We start from the raw sequence: 18,449 nt of genomic DNA on the forward strand, positions 1-18,449 counted from the left end.
TTAATTAACAAGCCAAAAAATCACATTAGATTAATCTAATAACACCCAAACAATGATGTAATAAAACGGCAATGCAACATATTAAACAACCAGTTATTTAATAAAAAACAAATCATCAATATCATAAAAATCGTCCATTAATAAACATATTAGCGTCGAGATTCAGGCGGATACTTTCCCTGCCGATTCCGCATTTCGGAGACTATTAACGGTACTTTTATTACCCCTTTATTGAGTCAGAAAAAATAACAGCAGGAGATTTTCGTATGGATAATGACACATTAGCACCAGACACAACCCCTTTCTCACTCGGTAACAGCATAGTAAATAGCGGAAAAATAGCCTGGCAGGATGGCAGCAAAAAATCTTCTACCGATAAAACCGTAGCAGAACAAGAAACCCTTACGCCACGTATGCAGCGCCTGCGCGCCCACTATTTAGAAGCGCGTCCCAGTGTCTCTATTTATCGCGCGTTAGCCTTTACCGACGTCGCGAAACACAACCCCGGACTGCCCCCCATTCTGCTACGTGCGAAATCCTTTCGTAAAGCCTGCGAAACCGCCCCCATCCTGATTCAAGATGAAGAATTGATCGTCGGCCACCCCTGTGGCAAACCGCGTGCTGGCGCGTACTCTCCCGATATCGCCTGGCGCTGGGTACAGGACGAACTGGACACCATGAGCACGCGCCCTCAGGATCCGTTTCAGATTTCAGAAGAAGATAAAAAAACGATCCGCGAAGAAATCGCGCCCTTTTGGCAAGGCCGCTCACTGGATGAAGTGTGCGAAGCACAATATCGTGAAGCTGGCCTCTGGGAATTCAGCGGAGAAACTTTTGTCAGCGATCTGTCTTACCACCAGATCAATGGCGGCGGCGATACCTGCCCGGGTTATGACGTGTTGCTCTTCACGAAAGGGATGAAGGGCATCAAAGCCGATGCACAGGCAAGACTTGCCGAACTGGGTATGGAAGATCCGGCTCATATCGATCGTATCTATTTCTATAAGGCCGCGATTGAAACCTGCGACGGTGTCATGACCTATGCCAGCCGCATCGCCGCACAGGCGCGAGTGCTAGCAGCACAGGAAACCGATCCTTCACGGCGTGCAGAACTCCTGATGATTGCCGATGTAAACGAGAATGTGCCTGCCAATCCCCCCAAAACGTTGCAGGAAGCCCTGCAAAGTATCTGGACGCTGGAATCTTTGTTTGAAATTGAAGAAAACCAGACCGGTATTTCGTTAGGACGCGTCGATCAATATTGCTACCCGATGTATAAAGCCGACATTCAATCCGGCCGCCTGACGCGCGAACAGGCACTGGAACTGCTACAGATGTTCATTCTGAAATGTGCAGAACTCATGTGGATGTCCAGCGAAAGCGGCGCGAAATATTTCGCAGGCTATCAGCCGTTTATTAACCTGACGGTCGGCGGGCAGAAACGCAGTGGCGGCGATGCCTGTAACGAGCTTACCTACCTGATTATGGATGCGGTACGTTTTGTGAAAGTGTACCAACCTTCGCTCGCCTGCCGGATTCATAACCAATCACCGCACGAGTACATGGAAAAAATTGTCGATGTGGTCAAATCCGGTATGGGTTTCCCGGCATGTCACTTCGATGATTCCCATATCAAGATGATGCTGCGCAAAGGCTTCGATTTTGACGATGCACGCGACTACTGCCTGATGGGCTGCGTAGAACCACAGAAATCAGGCCGTATTTATCAGTGGACGTCAACGGGCTATACCCAGTGGCCAATCGCCATTGAGTTCGTGTTAAACCGTGGCCGCATGCTCCTATTTGATCGCATTCAGGGGCTGGATACTGGCGACCTGAGTACGCTGGATACCTTCGAAGCCTTTGACCGTGCGGTGAAAACGCAGATCGCACACATCATTCGCCTGTCGGCAATTGGCACCGTAATCAGTCAGCGCGTACATCGCGATGTGGCTCCCAAACCACTGATGTCCCTGCTGGTGGAAGGCTGTATGGAAACCGGTCAGGATGTCACCGCGGGCGGCGCAGTCATCAATCATGGGCCTGGACTCATCTTCTCTGGGTTAGCCACCTACGTCGATTCCATGATGGCCATTCGGAAACTCGTTTATGAAGATCGTCAGTACACGCTGGAACAGATGCGTGACGCGCTGTTAGCCAACTTTTCAGGCTACGAAGTACTGCACAGGGATTGCCTGAATGCCCCGAAATACGGCAACGACGACAACGCCGTTGACCAGCTCGCGCTCGATATCACGGAATGGACGGAACGCGAGTGTCGCCAATACAAGATGCTCTATTCCACCTTTAGCCACGGCACCTTGTCTATCTCCAACAATACGCCAATCGGCGCATTAACTGCCGCCAGCGCAAACGGGCGACTGGCATGGACACCGCTCTCCGATGGGATCAGCCCAACGCAAGGGGCAGACAAAAAAGGGCCGACGGCAAGCATCAAGTCCGTCAGCAAAATGAATGTGGAAAGCATGAACATAGGGATGGTGCATAACTTCAAATTCCTTAAAGGCATGCTAGATACGCCAGAAGGTCGCAACGGGCTAATCACTCTGCTGAGAACGTCCTCCATTTTGGGCAATGGTCAGATGCAATTCAGCTACGTTGACGATGAGGTGTTGAGGAAAGCCCAGCAGGAACCGGAGAAATACCGTGACTTAATCGTCCGCGTGGCGGGCTACAGCGCGTACTTCGTTGAGCTCTGTAAAGAGGTTCAGGATGAAATCATTAGCCGCACCATGATTGAGAAATTCTGAACCTCCAACACGTGCAGATAAGTCAGGCACACACCGTGAACAAGGATGTTTATCTTGCCGTAGGCAGAGTGAGATGTGAGGGAGTGAAATGGAATCAGCACAAGACATCACTGGCCGAATATTTAATATTCAGAAATACTCCCTCCATGATGGGGAAGGTGTTCGCACGCTGATTTTTCTGAAAGGCTGCAATATTCTCTGCCCTTGGTGCGCCAATCCAGAGGGGATACGCCGCGCCTATCAAATCATGTTCTCGCCGGATAAATGCCAGTACTGCGGCAAATGTGCCGAAGTCTGCCCTCACCATATCCACACCTTGACCGCTGATGAGCGTGGACAGCGATTTCATCATATCGATCGCACTATTCAATGCATAGGTTGCCGGAAATGTGAAACGGTATGCCCTTCTCATGCTCTTGATATCATAGGGCAAGATGTGACTGTTGCAGAATTGATGACCGTCATCATGCAAGACTATAGTTTTTATCAGTCTTCAAGCGGCGGCGTGACGCTCAGCGGCGGAGAGGTGAGCCTGCAAACGGATTTTGCCGTTGCGCTCCTTCAGGCATGCAAACAAAAGATGATCAATACCGCAGTAGAAACGCAGGGGACGACATCACTGTCACATTACGAGCGGCTGGCAGCGGTAACGGATATGTTCCTCTTTGATATCAAACATATCGACACGAACCAGCATAAAGCGCTGTTTGGTATAGGAAATGAGAATATACGACGTAATCTGGAGCATCTGGTCGAATTGGGTGCCGAAATCGTTATTCGCATGCCGCTCGTGCGCGGATACAACGATTCGTATGATGCTATCACGGGCGCGATTCACTACGTACAAACGCTCGCAAAACGTGGCAATGTGCGACGTATCGATATCCTGCCCTACCACCAGCTAGGCCGTAAAAAGTACGAAAGGCTAGGCACAATATATCCAATACAAACCGATCCCAGTTACAGCGAGGAAGAGCTAAACCGTTTAGGTGCTTTCTTTGACGAGTTTGATTTCGACATTCGGCTGGTTCGTCATTAAAGAAAAAACTAGACCCTAAATAATTCGAGTTTCAGGCAGGCGGCAAGAGAGGGAATCCCGATGAGCTTACTCAAGTAAGTGATTCGGGTGAGTGACAAATCTGCCGGAGGCAGGTTTGAACGCTGCTGGCAGCGGCCCCAACGGGGCGAGACACACGTAAGTGTGCCGAGTAGCGTAGCCAACGCACATGTAACTTGAAGTATGACGGGTATAGGCCACGTATTCTTAACAGCACATCAATCAGGAACAAAACTATGTCACCCAGAAAACAGTCATGGCTGTGGATGTTATTCGTTATCTTGTCAGAAACGTCCGCCACGTCCACGTTAAAAATGTTTGATAATAGTCAGGGCTCGACAAAGATAGCCTTATTAGCGGTTATTATTCTGCTGTACTGCATTTGTTATTATTCACTATCAAAAGCCGTAAAACATCTTCCCGTGGGTTTAGCCTATGCCACTTGGTCTGGCACCGGTATTTTATTAGTTTCGACGCTCAGTATTATTTTTTACGGCCAACACCCCGATATTCCTGCCATCATTGGGATGGTCGTGATTGCTACTGGTATAGCAATCATGAATCTCTTTTCTAAAATGGGCACGGATGAACAACCCGAGGCAATAAAAAGCGGCGATCAGAATCAACCATTAGACACAAAAATCATTCATTAACAATAAGGGTATCCATCATGTTAAACGGATTCTTATGGTTGGCGCTTTCCATTGGTTCAGAAATTACCGGCACCTCGATGATCAAAAAAACCGATGGATTTAAAAAACGCACGCCTTCCGTTATCGTTATTCTCGCTTACTGCCTCTGCTATTTTTCGTTAACCCGCGCAATGGGTTATTTACCCGTAGGCGTGGCCTACTCGCTATGGTGCGGATTTGGCATCGTCGGCGTAACATTTATTTCGATGCTGCTTTATAAACAAAAACCGGATTTACCCGCGGTATTTTCAATGGCACTCATTATCAGCGGGGGCATTATCATGAACCTCTATTCAAATATGTAACGTGTCCGATGCGCTTCTTTTTGCCACATTCCCAACGCGCTAACGAACGTTACCCGTATCGTGCAGCAGATCCGCATGTTGCTGCATTCGTTCCAGCGCTTCCTCATAACGCGGCATCGCATGCGCAGCACCTTCGCGCTCAACACAAAGTGAGGCATAGGCGGAGGAAAAGAGCGCCGCCTGCTCCAGGGTGTCGCCCGCCGCCAGCCTCGCGGCCAGCGCGCCATTGAACGCATCGCCCGCTCCCGTGGTGTCCTTGGGTTGCGCAGGAAACGCAGGAATATGGGCCTGAGTCTCACCGGTGGATAACAACGCCCCCTGCATGCCAAGCGTGATCACCAGTTGCCGCACCCCTTTTTGATGCAGCACCGCTGCGGCACGCTGGGCGCTGTCAATATCGGTGACTGAGATGCCCGTCAACAGCGTTGCTTCGGTGCTATTTGGCGTCAGCAGATCGATCTTACTGAGCAAAGCGTCACTCACTTTCTGCCAGGGAGCGGGATTCATAATGACGAAGGTATTCGCCGCCTGTGCGATATCCACGATACGCTGAATCGCGCTAAGATTATTTTCTAGCTGAATCAATAAAATATCCGCGGCGGCGACCGTCGGCTGGCAGCGCGCGATTTCCGCCGCCGTCACCGTCAAATTGGCACCGGGATAGACGGAAATCATATTTTCCGCATCATTACCGGCCACATAGATCAGCGCATTCCCCGTCGGTTTTTCCTTACAGGTAAACAGCGTAATGGCATCAAAGCCGGTCTTTTCGAGATGACGCCGGGCAAACAGGCCAAAGTCGTCATTACCAATTTTACCGATGTAGTGTACGCGCGCGCCCGCACGCAGCGCCGCCGTCGCCTGATTCGCCCCTTTTCCGCCCGGCCCCATCATGCTGCGATGCGCAATCAGCGACTCTCCTGGCTGCGGAAAGCGGGACATGCCCGCCACAATATCCAGATTGAACGAGCCAAATACGCAAACCTTGCCTTTCATGCTTTTCTCCCGAATTGACGCTCCGCTGCCAGACAGGCTCCGCGACAGCCGGTATAGTCCGTCGCCTCACTGAACACCATGTTTAGCTTCTCTCGTGTCATTGGTGGGCGTAAATGCCGCCAAATCCCGTCGCGTAGCGCCGCATGCGGAAAATCGGCCATCGACAACACGCCTCCGCCAAGAACCAGATAGTCGGGATCGAAAATATTCATTTCCATCGCAACCACCTTCGCCAGTCGATCGATAAACGCCTGTAAATCTGGATGCGTTCCCCAGCGCGTAAACAGTGACGACATGGCTGACTCCCCCTGCTGGATTGCCCAGTTTTTCAACCAGTGCCCCGACGTCAGGGTTTCCACACAACCAAGGTTACCGCAGGGGCAAGGCTGTTGATTATCCGGCCAGGGTATATGCCCCAACTCACCCGATCCTCCGTGCTCGCCGTGATAAAAACGGCCATTGAGCCACAGACTATTGCCAATCCCTGTACCGAGGTAAATACCCACTGCCGTGTCTGGCAGCGTCTTTAGCTGCATTAAATCCCACAGCATCAAATGGTTGACGTCTTTATCCATCGCCACGGGGATACCCAGACGTTCGCTAATCGTCTGGGCAACCGGCTGGCCATCCAACGCCGGGATAAACGGCAGCGACAGCACGGATTGGCGGTCTCGGCTCAAAATACCCGGCAGCCCCAACATCACGCCGTTCACCGTCTGCGGTTCCAGCGTCTGCGCAATTACCTCCGTCAAGGCGGCCAGCGCATCAGGCTGCTGTGCCCAGTTCTCCGTTGCTATCTTGCGAAACCCCGACCACTGGTGCTGCGCATCCATCAGCATTAACCGTGTACTGGTACCGCCAATATCGATCCCCAGCCAGCATTCGGTCATGCCGACTCCTGTATCAGGCGCTGTGCCTGCGCGATGTGTCCCGTCATGGTTTCCCACGATGTTGCCAGATCGTCATGCAGGTTGAAGAGGCCCGATGTCCCCACAATCAGGACTTCCGCCCCCGCATCCAGCAGCATACCGTAGGTTTTCTGATTACAAGACCCATCAATCTCAATCAGATAGGAATAACCATGTTGCTGCTTTAACGCCTTCAACTGCGCGATCTTTTGCAGCATTTCAGGGATAAAGGGTTGCCCCGCGTAGCCTGGATCCACCGTCATGACCGTAATCTTGTCCAGCAGATGAATATAGTGATGAATAAATTCAATCGGCGTCGCCGGGTTCAGCACCACACCCACTTTTTTACCTAGTGCGCGGATCTGATTAATCACGCGAAACGCGTCTCGGTTGATAGTTTCAGCGTGAGGGCAAATGTAGTCCGCGCCCGCCTTCGCAATCGCATCAATAAAATCAGTGGGCGTTTCCACCATCAGATGTACATCGATCACCAGCGGCGTATGCGGGCGAATCTGTTCAATGAAGAACGGCGACAGCGTGATATTTTTCACGTAATGCCCGTCCATGATATCGACATGTAAAAAATCCGCACGCGAGTTTAAAACCGCCAACTGTTGCTTGATCTCCATTAGATTCATGCACATCAGCGAGGGAGAAATTTTAGTACGCATCAGACTTCCTTTTTTTCAGTTAAATGATCGGTGCGGGCGCGTAAGGCACTAAGGCGCACCGCACGGTAATCGGAGTAGCGAGCTTTAAAGAATTTCAGCGCGAGGACGACAATCAACACCGCTCCCCACATCGCCAGGCTGAAGTGCTGGCTGATATTCATCAGGTTGAAGCCGGTGGAGAGGATCTGGAGCACGATGAGCGACAGCACCACGCCCGTCACCCGACCAAATCCACCGTTCGGATCGGTGCCACCAAGAATGATCGCCAGCACCGTGAGCAGTAGGTAGGAGTCGCCGTATCCCATGCGTGCCGAGTTGAAACGCGCCATCATCACCAGCCCGGCCAACACGCACATCAGGCTGGAAATGACGTACACCAGCATCAGCATCCGATGCGTATTGATGCCGCTGAACCAGGTGGCATTAATGTTGCTGCCACCCATATAAATGCACTTTCCTGCCCGCGTTTTGCCGAGGAACAGAGCCAGTGCGCCAGCGGCGGCCATAAACAACCAGAGCGGCAACGGAATGCCAAGCCACGTGCCGGAACCCAGCGTGCGCAAGACATCCGGCATTCCGCTAACGGCCGCCCCTTTGGTTAACCAGATGCCGATTCCGTTAACCGTCATCATGCTCGCCAGCGTCACCAGAATGGGGTGCGCCCCCACTTTCGTGACCATAAAGCCCGTTAACGCGCCAATCACCACAGCAATAACCGATGCCCCCAGCAGGCCAATCCCCAGCCACAGCAGTTGCATCGCCGTCCCAGCCCCTTCAGGCAGAAAGTGCAGCAGCACCCAGGCGATAAACAGGCTGGTCAGGTTCGCCGTCGCAATAATGCACAGGTTGAGTCCACCGCTGAGAATGGCGATAAACATCCCCAGCGTCAGCAGTCCCAGTTCAGGAAGCTGGAACGCCATACTCATGAACGTCGAGGTAGTAAAAAAACGGCCGGGCAGCATCACGCTAAACAACGCACAGCACAGTGCGATGAGGAACAATAGCCCTACGTCAGCGCCGCTCGGTTTGAAGATGTATCGTTTCATCAGGATCCTCCGGTCGGTCACACAAAGCTGACGTCGGTTTCTTTGCGTTTTTTGTAATGTGTGACGGCGATGGCCAGCATAATCACCACGCCGATAACGATATTCATGAAGTAACTAGACACGCCGATCAGATTCAGACCGTTTTTCAGAATGGCAATGAGAAAGACCCCCATCAGCGTCCCCAGAACCGTCCCTTTACCGCCCATCAGGCTGGCACCGCCGAGTACGGTCGCGGCCAGTACGTCAAGTTCGCCGCCCACGAGCGCATTCGGCACCACCTCACCCATGCGGTAGGTCTGCACCAACCCGCCTATCGCAGCCATCGCTCCTAAATAGCCATAGGCGAAGAGATGGATCAGCCCCACCCGAATGCCAATTCGGCGAGCGGACTCCTGGTCGCCACCGACCGCATAGAGTTGACGCCCCAGATGGGTTTTATTCAGGAGGATCCAGGTCAGCCCAGTAATAACCAGCAGCGTGACCAGCGGTAGCCCCACCTGAAAAGGCAGGCCGTCCAACGTAAACGGCAAGACTTGCCGCAGCGTGACCCACCATTCGGGCAACGTGTACAGGCTACGGCCGTCGGTCAACCACATCAGCAGGCCGAACAGCAGCGATTGCATACTGATCGTGATGATGATCGAGACGATTCTCAGCGAATAGATCAGTACCGCGTTGACCATGCCGAACACGATGCCGCAGGCAATCGCCAGCACAACGCTGAGCAGGGCATTATCAAACTGGAATTGAATGAACAGTGTGGCAATCAGGTACTGCACGACCGATGCCACTGCGGCAAACGAAATATCGATCCCCCCGGTCACCAGCACCACGAACAGTCCCAGCGCGAAGATGCCCGTCACCGCGTAGCTTTCCGCCAGATCGAGCAGGTTTTGCATCGACAAAAAGTGGTCGCTGGTCAGCGAGAAAAACACGATAGCGACAAGCAGCACCCAGGCCAGCCATCCTTGGCTACTTTTGGGTTTAAAAAAGGAGAAATCAGGCATTGATCACCTCGGCAAGTTGCTGTTGTTCCAACTGTTCAGGCTGATACTCCGCATGAATAGCACCGTTGCGAAAGTGTAAAATCCGGTCGCAGTTGTAATAAACTTCTGGCACCTCATCGGAGATCAGGATGATGGCGAGCCCTTCCTGCGCAAGCTGGTGGATCAACGCGTAAATACTGGCTTTCGCTCCCACATCGACACCCACCGTGGGCGAATCCAGAATGAGGATTTTCGGTTGAGTCAGCACCCATTTCGCCAGCACGATTTTTTGTTGATTGCCCCCAGACAGGGTAGAAATCGCCTGCTGCGGATCGGCCAGGCGTACCCCTAGCTGCCCGATCCAATTCATGATCAGTTTATTTTTACGATACTCATCAATCAGGTGGAATCGGTTGCGAAGCTGATCGAGGATGGTCAACACCATGTTGTCTGCAACCGACTGCTGCTGCACCAACCCCAGCGTCAGACGATCCTCAGAAACGTAGCCAATGCCCGCCTTAATCGCGTCTTCGTGGCTACGGAAGGTCACTGGCTTACTGTCCAACCAGATTTTTCCGCGGTCTGGACGCGTCATACCGAATAAGGAAAGCGCCAGCTCTGTTCGCCCTGAGCCCAGCAGCCCACACAGTCCCAGCACTTCGCCTTCGCGCAGAGTAAAATTGATATCGTGATACTGGCCAGCACGGGTCAGGCCAGCCACCTCGAGTAGCGTGCGGTCTGGATTCAGCGTTGGCGTTTTACGCTGATAATCCAGCGTTAACCCCGTCATCAGTTCAGTCAGACGATGACCATCTATCTCGCTGGCAGGCCAGGTTCCAATCTTCCGCCCATCGCGGATCACGGTGACGCGATCGGAGATCTCCAGCACCTCATCCAGACGATGGCTGACAAACACCACACAGATGCGCTTCTCTTTCAGGTAACGCACGGTGCGTAGCAGTTGGTTCACTTCGGTCCGCGTCAACGATGCCGTCGGTTCATCCATGATCACCAGTCGGGCATCTGCCACTAGCGCGCGGCAGATAGCAACCTGCTGGCGCTGGGCGATGGACAGCGCCGACACCTTTTCGTCCAGATCCAGATCAAAATTCAGCTCACCAATGACCCGCTGCGCCGTTTCCCGTAGCGTTCCTGCGCGATACCAGCCCAATAGCCCTTTCAGGTTGTGTTCAAATGCGATGTTTTCCGCCACGCTGAGATTGGGAAATAGCGACAGATCCTGATAGATCACCTGAATACCAAATTCGCGCGCCTGCTTGGGCGTCAGGCGGGGAAATTGCGCTTCCGCCGCAGCTTCACCGTTAAAGAGCGAAATCTGGCTACCGGCATCCGGCGCGTATACGCCGGAAATCACCTTTATCAATGTACTTTTGCCGCAGCCATTGGTACCTGCAAGGCAGTGAACCTCCCCGACAGCCAATGACAGATCGACTTCGTGCAACGCGCGATTGCCGCCAAACGTCTTGGAGACAGAGCTGAGCGCAATCAATGTCTGTGGTTCGGTCAGCGTCATTGGTCTACAGCCCCATTTCGATCAGTTTTGGCAGATTGGCTTTATCAAGGCTTTCGGTATTGTTGCCAAGAATGGTACGCGCCTGCGCATCCACATTGACCTTACCCAACCCCTCGATCGTCATACCGTCCGTAATCGGCTGGTTCTTCTGCATCATGTCGGCCAACCGAACAAACACCTCGCCCGCCGTTTTCGGGTTCCAGATATAGCCACCTTTGATGGCACCCCGGTTGACCAGCGTGGCACCCTGTCCTGGGCTAAACGCGCCAATCACACAGATCTGATCGGTTTTATTACGGTTCATCACCGCACGTCCCGCCCCAATCGGCCCTTGTGAACCAAAGGCCATAATGCCTTTAAGGTCAGGGTATTTAGACATCAGTTCGTTACTGGTACGGATAGACCCATCCAGCGATTCACCGACGCCAAACTTATCGGTTACCAACTGCATTTTTGGGTAGTGCGTTTTTTGATATTCCAGCGCGGCATCGGTCCATTCCTGATGTAAAGGCACCGTCAGGCTCCCCACATACATGGCGTATTTACCTTCTTCTTTCATGCAGGCAGCCAGTGCTTTCATATGGTTAATACCGTGGGTCGGCGCATCTACCAGCTCAAAATCCCAGTCTGCATATTTCTGGCCGGGGGATTCATGCACCAGAACTTTAATACCCGCCTCTTGCGCACGTTTGAGCACCGGTTCCAGCACTTTCGGGTCATTCGGCACGACGCCAATGATGTCCACTTTCTGTGCGATTAAGTCTTCAATCGCACGAACCTGTAGAGCAGGGTCAGCCGCAGTCGGGCCAACCTGCCAGGCATCAATACCGCGTTTGGCCGCCTCGCTTTTGATGCCCGCTTCCATTGCGTTAAACCACGGAATACCACCAATTTTGACGACGACGCCCATACGCAATTTCTCGGCAGCATCGGCGTGAGCGGAACTTAATAAGGCAAGGAGGGTACAGGCGAGGAATGTTCTTTTCATAATCTCTCCAGGGTGATGATCTTGTTAGTTATTAATTAACTGCATGGACTGGGGACGTTGCGAACAATCAATAATATTGACGCCGTTCCAGGCCAATTCCTGTGTTAGATCTTTGTCTTCCAATTTGTCAGTAATAAGAAAATCCACATCACGGTAATGGCAAATACGTGCAAAAGAAGGATGCAAAAACTTACTCGCATCCATCAGCAAATATTTTCTTTCTGAAGCTAATAACATCTGCTGTTTCAGGTGTGCTTTATTTTCATTCCCTTCACGTAAATAACCGTCATTACCCAAACTGCTACAGGAAAAGAAAATTTTATTAATCAAAAACTCTTTTAACGGCTGTTCTGCCACCACACCATTAAAATCCTCATCACGATCGGAATACTCCCCCCCCAGACAGATGGTGCGAATATGCCCTTTCGGTGCCAGCGTCTGTACCGTTCGTAGTGAATTGGTTATTACCGTTAATTCTATATCGGGTAATTGTCGAGCGAGAAACCAGCATGTAGTACTGCTATCGAGTAATAAACAGTCCCCCACGCTAATAAAATCCAGCGCACGTTTGGCTATCTGCATTTTTTGCGAAATATTTTCATTCGTGCGCTGGTGAAAGGTTAATTCATACTCATTATTTTTATTTATATTATTTATTATTTTCCCCTGGTGCTTTTGTGCTAATACCGCACCACCGTGACTCCTCAGCAACATGCCTTTTTTTTCCAAATTGGATAAATCACGGCGAATAGTTTCCTGAGAAACTTGTAATAAACTGACTAATTCCGCCACCAGCACTCGGCTATTGAGGGTTAATATTTCCATTATTCGCCGCTGGCGTTCAATCGGTAGCATGATGACCTCCGGTGTTAATAAAGTAATGGATAGAGAGAGTGAAAAATGTGCACTGCGCGAGAGTACCAAGGGGTAAAATTGGCAGTTTTAATTAAGTGACAACAATCAAATAAAAAATGAAATAACCAAAAAAAATCATTATTTATTGTGATACAACTCCCATTTAAAGTCGTTATGCGTCATCCTTTTAGCGCTATCGAAAAAAAATAAAAAAATAGCGACTGCGCATTACAATGACCGAATATGACCGAATGTGTGTATTTGACCGTTTTATCTTGTTGCAGTTCGTTAACAAAAAACATCGTCTTGCCTCATCCCTCTCGCCGGAGCAACAGGAAAGGATAAAACGATAGACGTAAGGGGTGGGAAAGGGGAAAAGGCTTTATGCCGCGCGGGCTAATTGATGGGAAACACCACGCGCCTAACGGGTGGTGTTGCCAAAATACGGGAGTGACAACACGATCGCATGTCTGCCACGATCAGTGCAGGACGAACTCGCGGTACTTTTCCACCAATGTTAAAAAGTCGTCAAGACCGCATAAAGACAGGCTCTCTTCATCGTAATAACTCATGCCTTCCTCCAGTTCATCCGTGGTGAAAGACAGTTGATTTGCCTGAACCATCACTTCTTCTTCATCCAGCAATAACGTGTATTCGTGGCCCACGCGTCGCCACTGCCGTTCACTGCCTGCAACGGAACGCGCAGCATCTTCGACATCAGCCAGTACCGCCAGTTGGCCTTTCACTTCCTCATTGAACCAGTGCCCAATCGCTTCATGTCCCATCGACATACGAACGATGACCTGGCCCGTCACATCCCGCAAAAATTCATAGTCCATGATGTCATCCTCACTGTGATGTTTCTTATGTTCAGTCTAGTGCTCCAATTGCTCTCTCACCGTGACCACTGGCAAAACGCGAGATTATTTTTACACAGGAACCGCGACGTATGGCGAGATATGATAACGTGATTGCCCGTAACACGACCAGATGCCGACTCATTTCTTACGCTTCAGGAAAAACAGACTGCGATGCACAAAACCATTCAACGGCGTATTTATGCCATCCTGGCGATTGTTTTCAGCATTTTTCTCAACGGCTGTGACAACGAGGAAAAGACCGAGCGCACACCTGCCGCCCCCGCTCATCATGAGGGCTGGCCTCGGACGTTCCAGACGCTCAAAGGACCTTTAACGTTGCAACAACCGCCACTGCGCATCGTCTCAACCAGCGTGACGATCAGCGGTACGCTGCTGGCGATTAATGCGCCGCTGATTGCTTCCGGTGCCACCAGCCCACGCAGCGCCGTTGCCGATAGCAAAGGCTTTTTTTCTCAGTGGAGCCAGTTAGCTGAGGAGCGAGGCGTTAAGCCGCTGTATATTACCGAGCCTAACGCGGAAGCCATCGCTGCCGCTGCGCCTGACCTGATTGTGATTGCCGCAACAGGGGGAGATTCAGCGCTAAAGCTCTATGAACAACTGTCAGTAATTGCGCCAACGCTGGTGATTGATTACGGAGATAAAAGCTGGCAGGAACTTGCGCAACAACTCAGTCAGATTACGGGACACGAAGCCGATGCACACGCGGTTATCACTCGTTTTGAACAACGGGTGAATGCGGTCAAAAACGCGATTCAGCTACCTCCTCAACCAGTGTCCGCACTGGTTTATTATGAGGATGGGCGCGGTGTTAACCTTTGGACAGACGCCTCCGCACAGGGGCAATTGCTACATGAGTTGGGCTTCCAGCTTGCCACGCCGCCGGCCTGGCTTAAAACGGAAACGTCTCAGGGCAAGCGGCAGGACATCGTGCAAGTTTCCGGTGAAAATATGGCAGATAGCCTAACCGGTCGCTCATTATTGCTATTTTCGGCTGATGAAAACGTGGTTAAAAAGATGCTTGCCAACCCCTTCCTCCGCTATCTGGAACCGGTCATGCAACAGCAGGCATGGGCGATGGGGCCTGATACGTTCCGTCTGGATTATTACAGCGCAAGCAACATGCTTGATAATATCGAACGGCATTTCCGTAAACCGTAACGGCCTTCGGTTCGCGGCCAACAGTGGTTGGCCGCAGCGACACACCGTTCGCCTATCACGCTGGGGTGGCGGGCTTTTCCTCTGTCTCATCAGACTGGGTGACAGCATCTGGCTCACCAAAGGTGCATTGCCGCAGTGGCCGCACGAGCAGAGCCAGTAGAATAACTAGCCCTGCGATCCCCCCAAACATCAGAATGCTCATTGCAGGGGCGAATATCCTTCCCATAAAACCAAGCCCCAATGCTCCCACCGAATCCCCCGTCACATCCTGTGCCGTCACCAGACTATTCACCCGCCCAAGAAGAGGGTCCGGCGTGTGAGTCTGAATTAAGGTAAATTGCAATAGCCCGGTAATCGCATGTAAATAGCCATAACATACCAACGCCAACAGCGCGGGGACGAGATGCCCCACCAGCCCTAGCGACGCCACCGATAAGAACGCCCCGCTGGCACACAGCAACAGAATCAAACCAGGACGCGCCACGCCAGATACCCATCCGCTGGTAAACGCCCCCAGCATCGCGCCCAGCGGCACGGCGGAAAACATCAGCCCGACCGCCGACGGCCCTGCATGATAAACATCATTCGCTAACGTAGGGAAAAGGATGCGCATCGCGCCGATAACACTGACTAACATGCCGATCAGCACCACCCACCCGACGACACGATGCGAACATACAAACCTCACACCACCGATTAAGGCACGCAGTGGCGGTTCCGGCTCACTCGTTGCAGGGCGTAACGACGGCAAACGCACCAACGGAATCAGGGTGGCCAGCGTCCCAATAGCAGCAATAGCAAAATTCCAACCGACACCGCCCGCGACAATGATCACTCCGCCCAGTGCGGGTGAAAGGATGGAGCCCAAACGGACGGTCAACATGCTCAATGCGCCCGCTGCGGGCAAATTTTCCCGCCCGACCAAAATCGGAATAACCGCCATTAACGCCGTCATCCCCAGCGCACCGAAAAAACCATCCCATGCTGCCAGCACATAGAGCGCAAGTAACGACGGCGTATCAGAAAATCCGTTAATGCTGAGCGCGACGAATCCCAAGCCACAGGTGCCGCGCGCAAATAGAATCAGTTTACGGCGATCGAAACGGTCAGCCAGTACACCGCCCAGAATCAGGCCAATAAACATCCCAATACCGTCAAGCGCCACGGCCATCCCCACCTGAAAGGTCGAGCCCGTCATTGCCTGCACCTGAATCGGTACACCAACGGACAGCATACCCAGCGCGAAAACAGACAGCATTCGAGCAATAAAAATCGCGCGAAAATTCGCGTTGGTTTTCAACAGACTGAAGTCAAGAAAAACGGAGGATTTGGCCATAGATTTCCCGCGTGAAAGCCACACCAGCGTGAACGAAACCGTCCCTCATCCAGCGACAAGTTCACGGTTACCCCGCTGTAGGTCAATGTATTTACAAGGAAGGACATGCTACCATAGTAAAAAGACAATACTAATGATAGTAATTATCACACTCATTTACTCAGAAGGGAGTCGCATTGAGGATGCCCGTTTATCCTTCCAGCGTAGCGAATCGCACATCATACGATCCTCGCAGGGTTGATATTCGACGCTGGCGTGGTGTCACACTATGTTTACTGCTCATCACGCTCGGTGCCATTGCCAGCCTAATGCTGGGTGCAAAATCCATTGCACCGGAAACCGTGTGGATGAGCCTGACAGGCCAGCTCCACAACGCAGACAGTATTATTATTCTCGACGCCCGTTTACCGCGCACGCTGGCAGGCATCATTGCCGGGATCGCGCTCGGCGGTTCCGGCGCGCTCATACAAGCGCTGACCCGCAATCCCCTCGCCGATCCAGGTATTCTTGGCGTCAACGCGGGTGCCAGTTTCGCCATTGTCATGGGCATCATTTGGTTCGGTATCACCGACATGGCTTCCTGGCTTGGATTTGCCTGGCTCGGCGTTTTGGTGACCAGCGTGGTGGTATGGGTTATCGGCTCGCTCAGCGGTGGGCGCGTTAACCCCATTCGCTTAACGTTGACTGGTGTCGCCCTCAGCGCCGTACTCACGGGCATCACGTCTTCGGTTTCGCTATTGAATCCCGATGCATTTGACCAAATGCGCATGTGGGAGGCGGGTACGCTGGATATTCGTTCCCTGCATAACATTGCACTGGTCGCCCCCATTGTATTGCTGGGAGGTGGATTAGCGTTAATCATCGCCCGCGCGCTCAATGCATTAAGCATGGGTGACGACATCGCGACCGCCCTCGGCACCCGCACCGTATTAATCCGCTCCGTCGCCGTGATCGCCATCATGTTGATGTGCGGTTCGGCAACCGCGTTGGTCGGGCCTATCGGTTTTGTTGGCTTGATGATCCCGCATATCGCTCGCTGGTGGGCAGGACCAGACCAGCGCTGGATCGTATTTTATTCGATGCTGCTCGCCCCAGTGCTGTTATTGTGCGCCGATATTCTCGCCCGCCTACTGGCACCGAGTGAACTGCGCGTTTCGATCATAACCGCATTTATCGGCGCGCCCGTACTGATTTGGCTGGTTCGCCGCCACAACATAGTAGGAAACGAGCGATGAGCCATTACGCGCGTCATCGCCGGGCTGTCTACAGCCAACTCCCACGCCACATCGTTCTCATTAACAGCCTGCTGCTGCTGTTATGCCTGCTGTTGTTCGCACTGGCAGTCAGTCTCGGCGCACTGCAACTCCCACCGCTTGATATATGGCGCATATTTATGGGTGCTCCTTCTGTCGGCGCTACCGTCATCACCGAATGGCGCGCACCGCGTGCGCTCTCCGCGCTGCTGTTGGGCGCAGGATTGGGCGTCAGCGGCGCAATATTTCAGTCTATCAGCCGTAACCCATTAGGCAGCCCGGATATCATCGGCTTCAATACCGGTGCCTACACCGGCGCACTCATCGTGATCATCTTATTACAAGGTAATGGGTATGAAATCGCGAGCGGTGCGATGTTGGGTGGTATCGCCACCGCAGCCCTGGTTTATCTGCTCATCTGGCGTAAGGGAGTCACCGGGTTCCGCTTAATCCTTATCGGGATCGCCATCAGTGCCATGCTATCGGCCTTCAATACCTGGCTTATTGTCACAGGTTCACTGGAAAATGCGATGACGGCCGCGCTCTGGGGAACCGGCTCATTGAACGGCATGACGTGGATGAAAGCACAGCCGGCCATCATCCTGATCCCCTTGACTATTATCGGCACATTGTTGCTGCGCACGCGTCTGAAACTGCTAGAAATGGGGGATGACAGCGCCAGATCGCTGGGTGTTAACGCCGAAGCCAGCCGATTATGGCTGATGCTGTTCGGTATTCTGCTCACTGCGGTGGTCACTGCCGTTGCTGGCCCGATTTCTTTTATCGCCTTAGCCGCCCCACAGATCGCCCGGCGGCTCACTCGAGCCAGCGCAACACCGCTCTTTTCCGCTGGCACGATCGGTGCCGTGTTGCTGCTGTCAGCCGATATCATCGCCCAGCATGCCTTTGCTACCGTCCAACTTCCGGTAGGGGCCGTAACCGTGAGTATCGGCGGGGTTTACCTGATTTGGCTGCTTATCCGCGAAGCGCGGCGTTAACCGCCATATATGAA

The 18,449-nt window shown here is 52.4% G+C and carries 17 protein-coding genes; 7 read left to right on the top strand and 10 right to left on the bottom strand.

What is annotated here, in order from left to right:
* Positions 1-266 precede the first annotated feature (266 nt).
* The 4 genes from cutC to A7983_RS03635 all read left to right on the top strand — a co-directional run bounded on the left by cutC (position 267) and on the right by A7983_RS03635 (position 4,825).
* A complete protein-coding gene (cutC, locus tag A7983_RS03620; protein WP_005975096.1) occupies positions 267-2,771 on the top strand; it encodes a choline trimethylamine-lyase in 2,505 nt (834 codons plus the stop codon).
* 88 nt (positions 2,772-2,859) lie between these two features.
* Complete coding sequence (cutD, locus tag A7983_RS03625; protein ID WP_005975098.1) at positions 2,860-3,810, top strand: choline TMA-lyase-activating enzyme; 951 nt, start codon at positions 2,860-2,862, stop codon at positions 3,808-3,810.
* Positions 3,811-4,064: 254 nt separating this feature from the next.
* On the top strand, positions 4,065-4,481 hold the full coding sequence (locus tag A7983_RS03630; RefSeq protein ID WP_005975100.1) for a DMT family transporter: 417 nt from the start codon (positions 4,065-4,067) through the stop codon (positions 4,479-4,481).
* Positions 4,482-4,498: 17 nt separating this feature from the next.
* Positions 4,499-4,825 carry a DMT family transporter gene (locus tag A7983_RS03635; RefSeq protein WP_005975102.1) on the top strand — a complete coding sequence of 109 codons (327 nt, stop codon included), beginning with the start codon at positions 4,499-4,501 and terminating at the stop codon, positions 4,823-4,825.
* Positions 4,826-4,864: 39 nt separating this feature from the next.
* Here the strand turns inward: A7983_RS03635 and rbsK are convergent, their stop codons facing one another.
* From rbsK to yacL, 9 genes are all read right to left on the bottom strand, one after another.
* Entirely contained in the window at positions 4,865-5,821 is a 957-nt protein-coding gene (rbsK, locus tag A7983_RS03640; RefSeq protein ID WP_005975104.1) for a ribokinase, read from the bottom strand.
* Positions 5,818-6,711, bottom strand: coding sequence for an allose kinase (gene alsK, locus A7983_RS03645; protein ID WP_005975105.1), 894 nt, complete (start codon positions 6,709-6,711; stop codon positions 5,818-5,820). Before alsK ends, rbsK begins: the two co-directional genes overlap by 4 nt.
* On the bottom strand, positions 6,708-7,400 hold the full coding sequence (gene alsE, locus A7983_RS03650; RefSeq protein ID WP_005975107.1) for a D-allulose 6-phosphate 3-epimerase: 693 nt from the start codon (positions 7,398-7,400) through the stop codon (positions 6,708-6,710). Before alsE ends, alsK begins: the two co-directional genes overlap by 4 nt.
* The gene (locus tag A7983_RS03655; protein WP_005975109.1) at positions 7,400-8,446 is read right to left on the bottom strand and encodes an ABC transporter permease; all 1,047 of its coding nucleotides are present in this window, start codon (positions 8,444-8,446) and stop codon (positions 7,400-7,402) included. Before A7983_RS03655 ends, alsE begins: the two co-directional genes overlap by 1 nt.
* A gap of 17 nt (positions 8,447-8,463) precedes the next feature.
* Complete coding sequence (locus tag A7983_RS03660; RefSeq protein WP_005975111.1) at positions 8,464-9,453, bottom strand: ABC transporter permease; 990 nt, start codon at positions 9,451-9,453, stop codon at positions 8,464-8,466.
* The gene (locus A7983_RS03665) at positions 9,446-10,966 is read right to left on the bottom strand and encodes a sugar ABC transporter ATP-binding protein (RefSeq protein ID WP_005975113.1); all 1,521 of its coding nucleotides are present in this window, start codon (positions 10,964-10,966) and stop codon (positions 9,446-9,448) included. Before A7983_RS03665 ends, A7983_RS03660 begins: the two co-directional genes overlap by 8 nt.
* Before the next feature lie 4 nt (positions 10,967-10,970).
* Positions 10,971-11,954 (bottom strand): substrate-binding domain-containing protein, encoded by a 984-nt coding sequence (locus tag A7983_RS03670; protein ID WP_005975115.1) that lies wholly within the window; start codon positions 11,952-11,954, stop codon positions 10,971-10,973.
* 24 nt (positions 11,955-11,978) lie between these two features.
* Positions 11,979-12,809, bottom strand: a complete 831-nt coding sequence (locus A7983_RS03675; protein WP_005975117.1) for a DeoR/GlpR family DNA-binding transcription regulator — start codon at positions 12,807-12,809, stop codon at positions 11,979-11,981.
* Between the two features lie 479 nt (positions 12,810-13,288).
* On the bottom strand, positions 13,289-13,648 hold the full coding sequence (gene yacL, locus A7983_RS03680; protein WP_005975119.1) for a protein YacL: 360 nt from the start codon (positions 13,646-13,648) through the stop codon (positions 13,289-13,291).
* A 192-nt stretch (positions 13,649-13,840) separates the two neighbouring features.
* Here yacL and fepB point away from each other — a divergent pair, with 192 nt between their 5' ends.
* Complete coding sequence (gene fepB, locus A7983_RS03685; RefSeq protein ID WP_005975121.1) at positions 13,841-14,848, top strand: Fe2+-enterobactin ABC transporter substrate-binding protein; 1,008 nt, start codon at positions 13,841-13,843, stop codon at positions 14,846-14,848.
* Between the two features lie 55 nt (positions 14,849-14,903).
* Here the strand turns inward: fepB and entS are convergent, their stop codons facing one another.
* The gene (gene entS, locus A7983_RS03690) at positions 14,904-16,184 is read right to left on the bottom strand and encodes an enterobactin transporter EntS (protein WP_005975123.1); all 1,281 of its coding nucleotides are present in this window, start codon (positions 16,182-16,184) and stop codon (positions 14,904-14,906) included.
* A gap of 182 nt (positions 16,185-16,366) precedes the next feature.
* Between entS and fepD the strand changes: the two genes are divergently transcribed.
* Together fepD and A7983_RS03700 are read left to right on the top strand one after the other, a co-directional pair.
* On the top strand, positions 16,367-17,419 hold the full coding sequence (fepD, locus tag A7983_RS03695) for a Fe(3+)-siderophore ABC transporter permease (RefSeq protein WP_005975125.1): 1,053 nt from the start codon (positions 16,367-16,369) through the stop codon (positions 17,417-17,419).
* The gene (locus A7983_RS03700; protein ID WP_005975127.1) at positions 17,416-18,435 is read left to right on the top strand and encodes a FecCD family ABC transporter permease; all 1,020 of its coding nucleotides are present in this window, start codon (positions 17,416-17,418) and stop codon (positions 18,433-18,435) included. Before fepD ends, A7983_RS03700 begins: the two co-directional genes overlap by 4 nt.
* The last annotated feature ends 14 nt before the right edge of the window (positions 18,436-18,449 follow it).

The sequence above is a fragment of the Pectobacterium wasabiae CFBP 3304 genome (genome assembly GCF_001742185.1).
GTDB lineage: Bacteria > Pseudomonadota > Gammaproteobacteria > Enterobacterales > Enterobacteriaceae > Pectobacterium > Pectobacterium wasabiae.

Bases quoted from the DNA above. Each gene is read 5' to 3' on its own strand.
- A7983_RS03630 (WP_005975100.1), top strand. From the start codon at position 4,065: ATGTCACCCAGAAAACAGTCATGGCTGTGGATGTTATTCGTTATCTTG.
- A7983_RS03670 (WP_005975115.1), bottom strand. From the start codon at position 11,954: ATGAAAAGAACATTCCTCGCCTGTACCCTCCTTGCCTTATTAAGTTCC.
- A7983_RS03700 (WP_005975127.1), top strand. From the start codon at position 17,416: ATGAGCCATTACGCGCGTCATCGCCGGGCTGTCTACAGCCAACTCCCA.
- fepB (WP_005975121.1), top strand. From the start codon at position 13,841: ATGCACAAAACCATTCAACGGCGTATTTATGCCATCCTGGCGATTGTT.
- A7983_RS03660 (WP_005975111.1), bottom strand. From the start codon at position 9,453: ATGCCTGATTTCTCCTTTTTTAAACCCAAAAGTAGCCAAGGATGGCTG.
- A7983_RS03675 (WP_005975117.1), bottom strand. From the start codon at position 12,809: ATGCTACCGATTGAACGCCAGCGGCGAATAATGGAAATATTAACCCTC.
- A7983_RS03665 (WP_005975113.1), bottom strand. From the start codon at position 10,966: ATGACGCTGACCGAACCACAGACATTGATTGCGCTCAGCTCTGTCTCC.
- cutC (WP_005975096.1), top strand. From the start codon at position 267: ATGGATAATGACACATTAGCACCAGACACAACCCCTTTCTCACTCGGT.
- fepD (WP_005975125.1), top strand. From the start codon at position 16,367: ATGCCCGTTTATCCTTCCAGCGTAGCGAATCGCACATCATACGATCCT.
- entS (WP_005975123.1), bottom strand. From the start codon at position 16,184: ATGGCCAAATCCTCCGTTTTTCTTGACTTCAGTCTGTTGAAAACCAAC.
- A7983_RS03635 (WP_005975102.1), top strand. From the start codon at position 4,499: ATGTTAAACGGATTCTTATGGTTGGCGCTTTCCATTGGTTCAGAAATT.
- alsK (WP_005975105.1), bottom strand. From the start codon at position 6,711: ATGACCGAATGCTGGCTGGGGATCGATATTGGCGGTACCAGTACACGG.
- yacL (WP_005975119.1), bottom strand. From the start codon at position 13,648: ATGGACTATGAATTTTTGCGGGATGTGACGGGCCAGGTCATCGTTCGT.
- rbsK (WP_005975104.1), bottom strand. From the start codon at position 5,821: ATGAAAGGCAAGGTTTGCGTATTTGGCTCGTTCAATCTGGATATTGTG.
- alsE (WP_005975107.1), bottom strand. From the start codon at position 7,400: ATGCGTACTAAAATTTCTCCCTCGCTGATGTGCATGAATCTAATGGAG.
- A7983_RS03655 (WP_005975109.1), bottom strand. From the start codon at position 8,446: ATGAAACGATACATCTTCAAACCGAGCGGCGCTGACGTAGGGCTATTG.
- cutD (WP_005975098.1), top strand. From the start codon at position 2,860: ATGGAATCAGCACAAGACATCACTGGCCGAATATTTAATATTCAGAAA.